Raw genomic sequence first — 12,914 nt, 5'->3', positions numbered from 1 at the left:
CACCAGTTCCTCGCCATTCTTAAAGATCAGCACAACGGTCTCAAGCAAGCGAGCCCGCGTGTCGAAGCCAAGCCGCAACTCACGATGCGGCCAGTCATCCTCCTCTAGGGGTTCGATCCACTGGGACCAGTCGGCCGCCTGGAGCGCATCCTCGGGCAATACCCCGTGCTTAAGTGCGCTTTCGTGGACCCTCACGCCGCAAAGTCAGCCAGAGCGCGGCGGATCGCCTCCGAGCGTGACAGGTGCTCTCGCTCGGCCAGCTCGTCCAGTGCTGCGATCTCAACGGCAGTGAGACGCACGGCAAGGACCTGCATCGGCTCAGCACCGCGACCGGGGCGACCGCGTCCGCGACGCTTCAATTCCCCGACGTCATAACCAGCTTCGGCCTCGTCTGCCCACTTCTGGATCTGCTCGTCGTTGACCATAAACAAATCGTATAACGAAAATAGTCTGTGCGGTAGAGGAAACGTCCGACCGTCGGCCTTGAGCGTGCGCCGCCGCAAATGGATCCGCTTACGACATGGCACCGTCAGGCGAGCTGGTTCAATCGGCAAGCCCAAGAAATACCAGAAGCGCGCGGTCGAGCCGAACAATATCGGCGTCGGTGAGTTGGCCGAGGTGATCGCGCACATTCTCCCGTGGCATTGTCGTGACCTTGTCGACCATGATCTGACTTGACTGCTCGATCCTGGTGACGGCGGTGGGCTCTACGGTGATCCTGATCAGTGGCGCCTCAACCGGATTCGTCGTTAGCGGGCACACCGCAACCGAAGCCGTTGAATCGAATCGATCGTCCTGGACGATGACAACAGGTCTCGGCTTGCCGGTATAGGCACCACGCACGGCAGCGATGTAGATGTCACCTCGTCTCACTCGCCGGGCTCCGCCTCGGCGTCCCAATCGACCGAGATGGCGTCGACGAACGCCTGGTCGTCGGCTTCACGCTCCCTGGCAGCGATGGCGGCCGACTGGATATGAGCTTGCGCGACGAACTCTGGAGCCCGCACATCGGGCACCCAGATTTGAACAGGCCTGAGGCCCTGCTCGCGCAAACGCTGGCGATGTGCGTTTACCCGCTCTCGTGTGCTTGCCATGCCATCAACGTTACATGTAACAGTGCCGGTCGACAATCAGTCGTGCGTTCCGTTGTCGGATCCCTGACCAGACACTAAACTTCAATGTCGATCGATCGGTCCTATTCAGCTGGCAGGAACTGTTTGGGCGCAAGTCACTGTCGCAGGCCTGCCCTGATGAGAGATGAAGTCGAATTCTACATCCGTGATCCTGCCTACGATGGGCCGGCATCGGACTGGTGCGCAATGGTGGCCGAGGCGCGGCGGACGGCTTCGGGCGGGACGTTGCGGACAATGTCCTCCAGGAACGCATACCGGCGCAGCCACTGCTTGCGGATGCCGGCGCGTTCGGTGTTGGCCCGGTGCCACCAGTCGGCGATGTCGCCCCAGCCCGGAGCGGCCAGCGAACCGCCAACCTCCTGGACCGACAGCGCGGCGCAAAGGTTCGCAAACCCCAGCCGGTCCGCCAAGCTCCAGCCGGCCAACGTTCCCATCACGAACGCGGCGCTGAAGCAGTCCCCGGCACCGGTCGGATCCCACGCCTTTACCGGCAGCGCCGGGACCCATTCCTCTTCCCCGGTGATGGAATCGACCGCGAGCGCCCCCTGCGCACCGGCGGTCACGATGGCGATGGGAACCTTGTCGGCCAGCGCGTACAGCGCCGCCCACGGGTCCTCGGTGCGGGTATAGCGCATCGCTTCCTCGCTGTTCGGCATGAACGCATGGAAGTTTTCCAAGCCGTCCAGCAGCTCCTCGGACCATTGCCCGGACGGGTCCCAGCCGACGTCGCCAAACAGTTTGGTGCCGTTCCCGTGTGCCGCCTTTGCCCACGGCTCCAGTTCAGGTTCCAGACCAACGATGGCGGCGCGTGCCTTTGGTGGCGTGCCGATCAGTTCCGATGCGGTCAGCGGCGAGGGGTGCCCGTGCGTGACCATGGAGCGGTCGCGGTGCACCGAAAGCGAAACCGTCACCGGGGAGTGCCAGCCGTCGAAGCGCTGCGACAGCGACAAGTCCACATACTCTTGATCCTGCAGGATGGACCAATTAAAGTCGCCATAACCGTCGTCGCCGAATGCGGCCGAGAGCGAGGTGTGCAGGCCCAGCCGACTGGCGGCAATCGCCTGGTTGGCCACGCCTCCGGGACTCGAACCCATACCTTCGGCCCACATTTCGGTCCCGGGAGTAGGCAGCCCCTCCAATCCGGTGAAGATAATGTCCAGGAAGACACTGCCGGTCAGAATCAGGTCAATATCTGCATCATTGGCGCCGCGGCGGTCCGCGAGGGGATCAAAACGGTGAAGACTGTCCATGTACGGCAGACTACTAGTAGGAACATCGAGCTACCAGCAAGGGGAGAATCATGCGCCTGGCTATCCTGGGCGGCGGCGGTTTCCGCGTCCCGCTCGTCTTCCGTGCTCTGAGCGGCGGGCAGTACGCTGGCCTGATCAGCGACGTCACGCTCTATGACACCGATCCGGTCCGGCTGCGGGCCATCAGCAAGGTGCTGGATTCAATGCCCGACGGCGGCCTCTCCAAACCCAGCGTCAGCGCCACCACCGATCTTGATGAGGCATTGACCGGGGTGGACATCGTTTTTGCCGCCATCCGCCCCGGCTCCACAGCAGGCCGGGTCGCCGACGAGCGCGTCGCCCTCGAGCTTGGCCTGATCGGCCAGGAAACGGTCGGCGCCGGCGGGATTTCCTATGCGCTGCGCTCCATTCCCGAGATGATCCGCATCGCCGAACGGGTCAAGGAGATCAGTCCGCACGCCTGGCTGATCAACTTCACGAACCCGGCCGGCATGGTCACCGAAGCCCTCCAGCGGGTGCTGGGCAAACGCGTGATCGGAATCTGCGACTCCCCGATCGGATTGGTCCGCCGTGCCGCCCGCGCGGTCAACATTCCCGCCACCGGCTCACTTTCCGGCGTCGACTACGTCGGCCTCAACCATCTGGGCTGGCTGCGGGGGTTGGAGCACGACGGCGTCGACCGGCTGCCGGCGCTGCTCGCCGATGCTTCCAAGTTGTCCGGCTTCGAAGAAGGCCGGGTCTTCGGCCCGCGCCTGCTGAAACTGTTGAAAGCCATCCCTAACGAGTACCTCTTCTACTACTACTTCGAGGCCGAAGCCACGCGGGCCCTGACAGGCTCGGCCCAGACCCGGGGCGAATTCATCGCCGCCCAACAGGAGGAACTGTATGCCCGGCTCGCCGGAAGCGCCGACACCGCAGAAGCTCCCGGGATCGGTGGCGGAGTCGGCGGCGGGGCGGGAGCCGGCGATGCGGGTGCCGAACGCGGCAACGAAGCGAGCGCCAATCTGGGCGACATGATGGGCCGCGGCGCTGGCACGGAGATGACCGCCCCAACCGCCTACGAGCTTTGGGATTCTGCGCGCCGGTCCCGTGAGGAAGGCTATCTGGCCGAGGCGCGCAGCGATGAGGAGAAGCGGGATGAGTCAGATCTCGCCGGAGGTGGCTACGAAGCGGTGGCACTGGCGGTGATGAACGCAGTCCTGACCGACACCCGAGCCCACCTCATCCTCAATGTCCGTAACGGCAGCACCATCGCCTGCCTCCCGGCGTCGTGCGTCATCGAAGTGCCCAGCATCGTCGACGGATCCGGTGCGGAAGCCATGCCCCTCCGGCCGCTGACACTGCACCAGCGTGGCCTCATGACGGCGGTCAAGGCCGTTGAAGAGTCCGTTATTGAGGCCGTCACGGAAGGCAGCAGGGATGCAGCGCTGAGAGCTTTTACGCTGCATCCCCTGATCAACTCTGCGAACCTCGCCGGCAGGCTGCTCGAGGGGTATGAACAAGCTTTCCCAGGGCTTGAGCAATTGTGGCGGTGAGAGCCGCCGTCGTCGAAACGACGGCGACACGGTTCTAAGGGGACTGGCTGGCCCGTATCGCAGTTAACTTCTCAGCGCCGCTGCCCAAAGGTTGATGTCGGACTCGACGGCGAACTCGTCCATACTCCGCAGCTCATCGTCGCTGAAGTCCAGGTTTTTCACAGCGGCCAGACTGTCCTCAAGTTGCCGCTCGCTGGAAGCGCCGACCAGCGCCGAGGTGATGGATGATCCCTTGTTTTGCTTGCGCAGCACCCAGGCGATTGCCATCTGGGCCAGCGTCTGGCCACGTGACTCCGCAATTTCGTTCAGGCCACGCACCCGGCGCATGTTCTCGTCCGACAGCAGATCCTTCGAGAGCGACTTCTGCGCGGCCGCCCGGGAATCGGATGGGACTCCGTTGAGGTACTTATTGGTCAACATGCCCTGCGCCAGCGGTGAGAACGCGATGGAGCCGACGCCCTCGTCGTCGAGAACCTGGAGCAGATTCGGTTCGCCGTTCTCCACCCAACGGTTCAGCATGGAGTAGGACGGCTGGTGGATCAGCAGCGGTGTTCCCATTTCACGCAGGATCCGCGCCGCCTCGATTGTCTTCTCCGGTGAGTACGAGGAGATGCCTGCGTACAGCGCGCGGCCCGAACGTACAGCCGTGTCCAGCGCGCCCATCGTTTCTTCCAGTGGTGTTTCCGGATCGGGACGGTGGCTGTAGAAGATGTCCACGTAGTCCAGGCCCATCCGGTTCAGGGACTGGTCCAGGCTCGCGAGAAGGTACTTCCGTGATCCGAAGTTGCCGTAGGGTCCGGGCCACATATCGTACCCGGCTTTGGAGGAGATAATCAGCTCATCCCGGAAGGGCTTGAAGTCGTCCGCGAAATGGCGTCCGAAGTTCGTTTCGGCGCTGCCGTACGGAGGGCCATAGTTGTTCGCCAGGTCGAAATGCGTGACACCGAGGTCAAAGGCACGGCGCAACGTGGCCTTCTGCATCTCGAATGGCTTGTCATCACCAAAGTTGTGCCACAGGCCCAAGGACACAGCTGGCAATTGCAGTCCGCTGCGTCCAACGCGGCGGTAAGGCATGGAATCATAACGGTCTTCAGCAGGCTGATAAGTCATAAGAAACATCATGCCATCCGGGCGCCGTGATGTGAGTCACCTAGGTGAATTGGCCGTCGCCACAGGGTGGAGGATGCAGAACCAGTCCAGTCACTTGCGACTCGCCAGTAACTTGGGTATCACATCATTTCACGGTACGATTAATCTGGGCGAGCCATGGCGCGAACCAGCTCGGGGTTTCGAAGAGCTGGCCAAAGCCGGTTACATCCTGCCCAGGCCTCTCACCTTTTTGAACCGAAAGGCGACCTTTGCCAGTCTCCGTTCCCCGCGTCATTACCAGCGCCGTTTTATCCGCTTTATTCCTGTCCGGCATGGCTTCCACCGCGACCGCTCTCCCGCCTGAACCACCAGGCACACCGGCGGTGAAAGACGAAAAGGGCGACCGGTATTTGGTGCGGTACGATCCCGGCACCAATGTCGCCGCCCAAGCCAGGGACATGAACTCCGATGGCGTCAAAGTCCATCAGAAGTTCTCCCACGCGGTACGGGCCGCCGCGGTTACCGCGCGCCCCGCCGAAGTAGCGGCACTCGAAAACAATCCACAGGTGGCCGCCCGTCTGCGTGGTCCGGCTGATCGCGGCGGCGGTGTCATACAGACTGGATCCCGCCAACCTCGTCACGGTGCCGGTGGTGAGGCCCCGGAGTTGTGCCACCACGGAGTCGTCGACGGCGATGGGCCCGCCCAGGACGACAATGCGCTGGGGAGAATATCGACAAGGTTTACATTGCCACCGGCGAAAACTTCCCGGACGCTTTGGCCGGCGCCGCACCGGCAGCCCGGGACGGTTATCCCATTCTGCTGGTGAAGGAGAACAACCTTCCGGGCGCCACGTCAATGGAGCTCAACCGCCTCAATCCGCGCGAAATCGTTGTCCTCGGTGGCCCGGCTGCCGTCAGCGACGCGGTCTATAACAAGCTCAAGCCATACGCCGGCGCTATCAGCCGTATGGGCGGCAGGACGCTGTACGCCACGGCCGCGCTGATTTCGCAGCAGCATTACGCCCCGGGCGTCGACCGCGTCTACGTCACGACGGGGGCGAACTTCCCGGACGCCCTATCCGGCGTACCCGTGGCCGGGATGCAGGGAGCACCTATCCTGCTGGTGCCCAAGGAAGGCGTTCCCAGCAGTGTCGCGACCGAACTGCGGCGGCTGCAGCCCAACAGCATGACGATTCTCGGCGGCGAAGTAGCCGTCCCGGCAGAGGTGGAGCGGCAGCTGAGAGCGGTGCTGGACGGGAGCTCGTAGCCTCTACCCGATGATGGCCGCGCTGTGTCCTGGCAACCGTACGGAGCCTTCGCTGAAGTGCACGTGGTCGTCCGTTGCCAGCAACAGGCGTTGGTGCCTGATTGTTTCGGCCGGCTCCGTCGCATCCGATCCTGAAGCGACGGGGTCTCCGCCCGGAACATCGCCCAGGATTACGGTGTGTGCGGCATCATCAAAGTTGAACGCGATCTGCACCCCACCGCGGTTGACGAGCAGCCAGCGATCGTCGTTGTCGTAGTCCACGCGGGCATCGACGACGGCAGCGCCGCGGAGCTCGGGAAGCTCATGGCGGAGGCGGATCAGCTCCCGGTACAGCTCCAGCAGCTTCGCGTGCTTGCCGGACTCCGCCTCGGACCAGTCCAGCTTTGAGCGCCGGAAGGTCTCCGGGTCCTGCGGGTTTGGCACAATCTTGGGATCCCAGCCCATCTGTTCAAACTCCCGCAGCCTGCCCTCCGCCGTCGCCTTGTCCAGCTCAGGCTCCGGGTGCGAGGTGAAGAACTGCCACGGCGTCGTCGCGCCGTATTCCTCCCCCATGAACAGCATGGGCGTGAAGGGTGAGGTCAGGTTCAACACGGCGGCGAGCGCCAGTTGGCCATAGGACAGGGTCGCGGTGAGCCGGTCCCCCGCGGCGCGGTTGCCGATCTGATCGTGGTTCTGGGTGCAGACCACCAGGCGCCAGGCCTTGGCCGCCGGATCGAGCGGCCTTCCATGGTGGCGTTTCCGGAAACTCGAGTAGGTGCCGTTGTGGAAGAAGCCCTCGGTCAGGATTTTCGCCAGGGCGCCGGGCGAGCCGAAATCGGCGTAGTAACCGGCCGTCTCCCCCGTCAGGTTCACGTGCACGGCGTGGTGGAAGTCGTCGCTCCACTGACCGTCCATGCCAAAACCGCTGGCCTCCCGGGAGGTGATCATCCGCGGGTCGTTCAGGTCGGACTCGGCAACCAGGAACAGCGGTTTGCCGACGACGGCGGCAGTCGCCTCGGTGCGCGCGGCGAGTTCTTCGAGGATGTGCAGGGCGCGGGAGTCTTTCAGGGCGTGCACCGCATCCAGGCGCAGCCCGTCCACGTGGTAGTCGTCGAACCACATCTGCGAATTGTCGAGGATGAATTCCCGCACCTCATCCGAGTCCGGCCCGTCCAGGTTGACCGAATCGCCCCAGGTATTGGCGTTTCCTCCCGTCAGGTACGGCCCGAACATGGGCAGGTAGTTCCCGCTGGGGCCGAGGTGGTTGTAGACCACGTCCTGGATGACGCCGATTCCCGCCTGATGGGCCGCGTCGACAAAACGCTGGTAGGCCGCAGGACCGCCGTATTCCTCCTGAACCGCGTACCAGAGAACCCCGTCGTAGCCCCAGTTATGGGTGCCGTTGAAGGCGTTGACCGGCAGCACCTCGACGAAGTCGACGCCCAGCTCCACCAGATACGGGAGGCGTTCGACGGCGGCATCCAGCGTTCCCGCCTCGGTGAAAGTGCCGATATGCATCTCGTAGATGACGCCGTCGGCCAGCGCGCGGCCGGTCCAGTCGCCGTCGTTCCAGTGATATGCGCCGGGATCATAGGTACGTGAAAGCTGGTGCACGCCGTGGGACTGCCGGCGGGAGCGGGGGTCGGGAACGGGAGTGTCGGAACCGTTGATGAGGTACCCGTAGTCGGATGTTCCAGCGTCGGGGTCCGCCGCGGCACCGGGTTCGACGCCGGTGACCGAGTCCGGCGCTTCGGGGACGGCGGCGTCGGGAGCACCGTCGTCGGACATCAGCACATCATCGGGCGCGTGCCACCATCCCCCGGTTCCCTTGTTCATCCCGTGTCGCTGATCACCGAGCTGCAGCTGCAACTGCTCGGCCCGCGGTGCCCAGACGCTGAACCTCCGCCCGGCCTCGGGGTCCCGTTGCGGCGCTGGATAGCCGGCAAACGGAGTGCCCGCACCGTTGACTCCGGTCGAACTGCGGTGCTTGCTCACTGGGCTTCCTCCTCTGCGACGGCGACCAGCAGGGCTACCGGGTAGTCGTTCAGGACCTCGGCCACTGGAACTTCCCCGGACGGATAGGACCTGCCCGTGAGTTCGTCCCGCATAGCGGACGGCAGGGCGACGGCGGTATCGCCCCAGCCGCCGCGTTTCTTCAGTCCGGCAGGAAGCCGGGTGGCCAGCGTGATGGCACCGCCGCGGTCGAAGCCGACGAGGTGGCCGGCAGCATCGCCACTGGCGCTGAAGGGGGTGTAGCTGGTGAACAATTCCGGCCGGTCCCGCTTCAGCCGCAGGGCGCGGCTGGTGACGAGCAGCTTGGCCAGTCCGACGTCGTCATTATCCCTGTCCGCCATGGTGTTGGAGCTGCCACCGGCTGAACTTCCAGTCGCAATACCACCGCCTGAACTTCCGGTTGCGCTGCCGCCGGAAGTCCCGCCGTCGAGCTGTGCCAGCAGGCGCCGGCGTTCGTCAAAGTCGACCGGCCGACGGTTGTCGGGATCGACGAGCGAATCTTCCCAGAGCTCGGTGCCCTGGTAGACGTCCGGTACGCCGGGCATCGTCAGCTGGACCATTTTGGCTGACAGCGAGTTGGACTTGCCGAAGCCATCGATCTCCTGCACGAACTCCGACACAATGCGGTTCACTTCCGGATTATCGAAGGCGGCGTCGATCAGCCGGTGCATGGCGGCTTCGAACTCCTCGTCCGGGGCCGTCCACAGGGTCGAGTTGCCAGCCTCGCGTGATGCCTTTTCGGCGTAGGCGTGCAGCCGTTCCCGCGACGCGGGCCACGCGCCAATGACCGCTTGCCAGAGCAGGTTGGCCAGCGGGCCGTCCTCCAGCGGGGCGAGGTCCTGCAGGCTACGCATGATCTCTGCCCAGCGGGGCGCCATTTCGGAGAGCACGCTGATCCTGGCCCGGACGTCCTCGCCGCGCTTGGTGTCATGGGTGGACAGGGTCGTCATGGCGTAGGGGTAATCCTGCTGCCTCCCGGCGACCTCCAGATGGAATTGGTCCACGTCGAGGGAGAACTCCGAGGGGTCGGCTCCGACCTCGGTTAGAGAAGTCAGGCGGGTGTAGCGGTAGAAGGCCGTGTCCTCGACCCCCTTGGCCATCACCATGCCGGAAGTCTGTTGGAACCGGATGGCCAGCGCGGGCGCAGCGGCGGCATCGGATCCGCTGGAGGCAGCGGCCACGTCCGGGGCGCCCGGTGCAGCTGCCGTAGCGGAACCTCCCAAGGCTGCAGGGGCAGCAGGGGCGGCCGGCGCACCCTGTTGATTCCCGACGTCGGAAAGCAGCGGCCGGAGCGTGTCCACGGCGTCGGAGAGATCCGGCCGGTACTGCTTGGCCAGCCTCGCCGCTTCCTCCAGATATTCGCGGTGCTGTGGCAGGTAGCTGCGGTAGACCGGAAAACAGGTCAGGAGCTCGCCGATAGCGTCCGCGGCGACGTCCGGCTCGAGTCCGGCGTCGGCAGGGACCAGCCGGGCGAGGCGGAGCGCTTCCGAGTGCAGGATGCCGTCCGCGATCATCCGTTTGGTGCCATGCGTCATGTCCTGCCAGGACACCGGGCCGGAGCTCCCCCTCAGCTCGGAGTCCAACGCATCCAGCGTTTCGCGTCCGGCGGGGTCGACCCAGAGCCGGTCGATCTGAGCCAGTGCGTCGTACCCGCTGGTTCCCTCGCAGGCCCAGCCTTCGGGCAGTGACTCCCCCGGTTCGAGGATCTTTTCCACCAGCACGTAAGTGCCGCCGGATTCGGAGCGAAGCCGGTCCAGATAACCGGCCGGGTCGGCCAGGCCGTCGGGGTGGTCGATCCGCAGCCCGTCCACCAGGCCTTCGCGGACCCAGCGCAGGACTTCGGCGTGCGCTTCGTCGAAAACCCATGGTTCCTCAACCCGGATCCCGGCGAGAGTGTTGACCGCGAAGAAGCGCCGGTAGTTGAGTTCGTCGTCGGCCCGCCGCCAGTTCATCAGCTCATAGTGCTGCCGGGAATGGACGGCCTGCGGGTCGGCGTCGTCGTCGTCGAAAGTTCCGTCGGCGACCGGAAAGCAGTTGTCGTAATAGTGCAGCTCCGGCTCTCCGCTCTTCGACTCGGCGGCCGGAACCAGGGTGAGTTTCTCCAGCTCATCGCCGGAGTCTCCCAGCACCGGGATCCGGATTTTGCCGCCGCCAAGGTCCCAGTCGACGTCGAACGCCTCGGCATACCGTGAGCCGCTGCCCTCTTTCAGCAGCGACCACCACCAAGGATTCTGGACCGGCGTCGCGACACCCATGTGGTTGGGCACGATATCGGCCAGCACCCCCATGCCGGCGCCATGTGCCGCGGAGGCGAGCGCCTCCAGGCCCTCCGGTCCGCCGCGGACAGGGTCAATGGCCGATGGGTCCGTAACGTCATAGCCGTGGTCCGAGCCCTGCTCGGCGGTCAGGATGGGCGAGACATACACCCAGTCGACGCCGAGAGCCTTGAGGTAGTCCACCAGGGTGGCGGCATCCTGCAAGGTGCATTCCGGACGGATCTGCAGCCGGTACGTCGACTGTGGAACTTTCATGCGCTCAGAGACTTCAGCACGACGGCGGCCTTGCCCGCGACAGAAACCTCGCCGTCCGCCTTGATGGTTCGGGTGGCGACCGCATCATTCTTGGCTGCGGTATCGATGACCGTCTCCCACTCCGGCGAATACTCCTCGGCCGGAATGGTGAACTTCACGGTCTCGTCGTGGGCGTTGAAGAGCAACAGGAAGCTGTTGTCGTAGATGTGCTGGCCGCGTTCGTCCCTCCCGTGAATTCCATCACCGTTCAGGTACACAGCAATCGACCGGGCGAATGAAGTGTCCCAGTCCTCCTGGCTGAGAGTGGAGCTCGCCGGGTCCAGCCAGACAATGTCCGGAAGTTTCTCGCCTTCGCCGCGCCGAACTGGGCGGCCGTCGAAGAAGCGACGTCGACGGAAGGTCGGATGTTCGGCGCGAAGGTTCATGAGCCGGGACGTGAACTCCAGCAGATCCTCATCCACCTCGTCCCAGTGCATCCAGCTGATTTCCGAGTCCTGGCAGTACGTGTTGTTGTTGCCCTGCTGCGTCCGGCCGACCTCGTCGCCGTGCAGGATCATCGGCACGCCTTGGGAGAGCAGCAGCGTGGTCAGGAAGTTCCGCTGCTGCCGGGCACGCAGGGCGAGCACGTTCTTCTTCTTGGTCGGCCCCTCCACCCCGCAATTCCAGGAGCGGTTGTGGGATTCGCCGTCGTTATTGTCTTCGCCGTTGGCCTCATTGCGCTTCTCGTTATAGGAAACGAGGTCCCGCAGCGTGAAGCCATCGTGGGCGGTGACGAAGTTGATCGAGGCCACCGGCCGGCGCCCGGAATGCTCGTACAGGTCGGCCGAACCGGTCAATCGGGACGCGAATTCGCCCAACGTCGACGGTTCGCCGCGCCAGAAATCGCGGACGGTGTCCCGGTACATCCCGTTCCACTCCGTCCACAGTGCGGGGAAGTTGCCGACCTGGTAGCCGCCGGGTCCGACATCCCACGGCTCGGCGATCAGCTTGCACTGCGAAACCACCGGGTCCTGCTGCACCAGGTCGAAGAACGTGGACAGCCGGTCGACGTCGTAAAACTCCCGGGCCAGCGTGGAGGCCAGGTCGAAGCGGAAACCGTCCACATGCATCTCCGTGGCCCAGTAGCGCAGCGAGTCCATCAGCAGCTGCAGCGAGTGCGGGTTCCGGACATTGAGCGAATTTCCGGTGCCTGTGTAGTCCATGTAGTACTGCTGGTCATCCTCGACGAGGCGGTAGTACGCCGCGTTGTCGATGCCCCGGAACGATACGGTCGGGCCCAAATGGTTGCCCTCGGCAGTGTGGTTGTAGACGACGTCGAGAATCACCTCGATGCCGGCACGGTGCAGTTCGCGGACCATCGCCTTGAACTCCTGGCACTGGCCACCCAGATCCCCAGTGGAACTGTAGGTGTTCTGCGGGGCGAAGAAACCAATGGTGTTGTAGCCCCAATAGTTGGCCAGGCCCTTGTCCTGCAGGGTGCTGTCATTGACGAACTGGTGCACCGGCATCAGCTCGATGGCGGTAATGCCGAGCTTCTGCAGGTGCGAAATCACCGACGGATGCGCGACGCCGGCATAGGTTCCGCGCTGCTCCTCGGGCACGTCCGGGTGCAGCTCGGTCAAGCCCTTGACGTGCGCCTCGTAGATCACCGAATCGTGGTAAGGCGTCTTCGGTTTACGGTCGCCGTCCCAGTCAAAGAAAGGATTTACGACGACGCCGAGCATCATGTACTGGGCGGAGTCCTCATCATTGCGGGAGGTCTCGTCGCCGAAGTTGTAGCCGAAAAGCGCCTGGTTCCACTCAATCTCGCCATGCACGGCCTTGGCGTACGGGTCCAGCAGCAGCTTGTTCGGGTTGCAGCGCTGCCCCTGTTCAGGGTCGTGCGGGCCGTGCACACGGAAGCCATACTTCTGCCCGGGCTGGACCTGGGGCAGGTAGCAGTGCCAGACAAAACCGTCGAGCTCGTTGACGGCGACGCGTTCCTCGCGGCCGTCGTCGTCGAACAAACAGAGCTCGACCTTGTCAGCGACATCGCTGTACAGGGCGAAATTGGTGCCGGTGCCATCGAACGTGGCTCCCAACGGATAGGCGGATCCAGGCCAAACTTCCACACGTGC

The 12,914-nt window shown here is 64.2% G+C and carries 11 protein-coding genes; 2 read left to right on the top strand and 9 right to left on the bottom strand.

Annotated features, from left to right (window positions below; translation table 11 throughout):
- Positions 1-191 precede the first annotated feature (191 nt).
- From Y707_RS0113105 to Y707_RS0113090, 4 genes are all read right to left on the bottom strand, one after another.
- Entirely contained in the window at positions 192-425 is a 234-nt protein-coding gene (locus tag Y707_RS0113105; protein ID WP_026535436.1) for a ribbon-helix-helix domain-containing protein, read from the bottom strand.
- Between the two features lie 118 nt (positions 426-543).
- Positions 544-873, bottom strand: coding sequence for a type II toxin-antitoxin system PemK/MazF family toxin (locus tag Y707_RS0113100; RefSeq protein WP_026535435.1), 330 nt, complete (start codon positions 871-873; stop codon positions 544-546).
- A complete protein-coding gene (locus tag Y707_RS0113095) occupies positions 870-1,094 on the bottom strand; it encodes an antitoxin MazE family protein (RefSeq protein ID WP_026535434.1) in 225 nt (74 codons plus the stop codon). The genes Y707_RS0113100 and Y707_RS0113095 overlap by 4 nt, the downstream gene beginning before the upstream one ends.
- Before the next feature lie 194 nt (positions 1,095-1,288).
- A complete protein-coding gene (locus tag Y707_RS0113090) occupies positions 1,289-2,383 on the bottom strand; it encodes a carbohydrate kinase family protein (protein ID WP_026535433.1) in 1,095 nt (364 codons plus the stop codon).
- Between the two features lie 50 nt (positions 2,384-2,433).
- Between Y707_RS0113090 and Y707_RS0113085 the strand changes: the two genes are divergently transcribed.
- The gene (locus Y707_RS0113085) at positions 2,434-3,918 is read left to right on the top strand and encodes a family 4 glycosyl hydrolase (protein ID WP_026535432.1); all 1,485 of its coding nucleotides are present in this window, start codon (positions 2,434-2,436) and stop codon (positions 3,916-3,918) included.
- A 63-nt stretch (positions 3,919-3,981) separates the two neighbouring features.
- Here Y707_RS0113085 and mgrA read toward each other — a convergent pair whose 3' ends face one another.
- Together mgrA and Y707_RS0113075 are read right to left on the bottom strand one after the other, a co-directional pair.
- Positions 3,982-5,028: an L-glyceraldehyde 3-phosphate reductase gene (mgrA, locus tag Y707_RS0113080; RefSeq protein WP_026535431.1), complete on the bottom strand. Its 1,047-nt coding sequence runs from the start codon at positions 5,026-5,028 to the stop codon at positions 3,982-3,984.
- Between the two features lie 296 nt (positions 5,029-5,324).
- Complete coding sequence (locus tag Y707_RS0113075; protein ID WP_026535430.1) at positions 5,325-5,681, bottom strand: hypothetical protein; 357 nt, start codon at positions 5,679-5,681, stop codon at positions 5,325-5,327.
- On the opposite strand from Y707_RS0113075, the gene Y707_RS0113070 reads away from it, so the two are divergent.
- The gene (locus Y707_RS0113070) at positions 5,675-6,274 is read left to right on the top strand and encodes a cell wall-binding repeat-containing protein (protein WP_081744851.1); all 600 of its coding nucleotides are present in this window, start codon (positions 5,675-5,677) and stop codon (positions 6,272-6,274) included. The two genes, Y707_RS0113075 and Y707_RS0113070, sit on opposite strands and share 7 nt — an antisense overlap.
- 3 nt (positions 6,275-6,277) lie before the next feature.
- Here Y707_RS0113070 and treZ read toward each other — a convergent pair whose 3' ends face one another.
- The 3 genes from treZ to glgX form a co-directional block, all read right to left on the bottom strand.
- Positions 6,278-8,122 carry a malto-oligosyltrehalose trehalohydrolase gene (gene treZ, locus Y707_RS25825; protein ID WP_051441973.1) on the bottom strand — a complete coding sequence of 615 codons (1,845 nt, stop codon included), beginning with the start codon at positions 8,120-8,122 and terminating at the stop codon, positions 6,278-6,280.
- Positions 8,123-8,244: 122 nt separating this feature from the next.
- Positions 8,245-10,797: a malto-oligosyltrehalose synthase gene (treY, locus tag Y707_RS0113060; protein ID WP_026535428.1), complete on the bottom strand. Its 2,553-nt coding sequence runs from the start codon at positions 10,795-10,797 to the stop codon at positions 8,245-8,247.
- Positions 10,794-12,908 carry a glycogen debranching protein GlgX gene (gene glgX / locus Y707_RS25820; protein WP_081744850.1) on the bottom strand — a complete coding sequence of 705 codons (2,115 nt, stop codon included), beginning with the start codon at positions 12,906-12,908 and terminating at the stop codon, positions 10,794-10,796. Before glgX ends, treY begins: the two co-directional genes overlap by 4 nt.
- Positions 12,909-12,914: the final 6 nt, after the last annotated feature.

Origin of the sequence: Arthrobacter sp. H14, assembly GCF_000520495.1 — a bacterium.
GTDB lineage: Bacteria > Actinomycetota > Actinomycetes > Actinomycetales > Micrococcaceae > Arthrobacter_C.
Note: the sequence above shows the minus strand (reverse complement) of the source record. Positions and strands in the feature narration are given on the sequence as shown.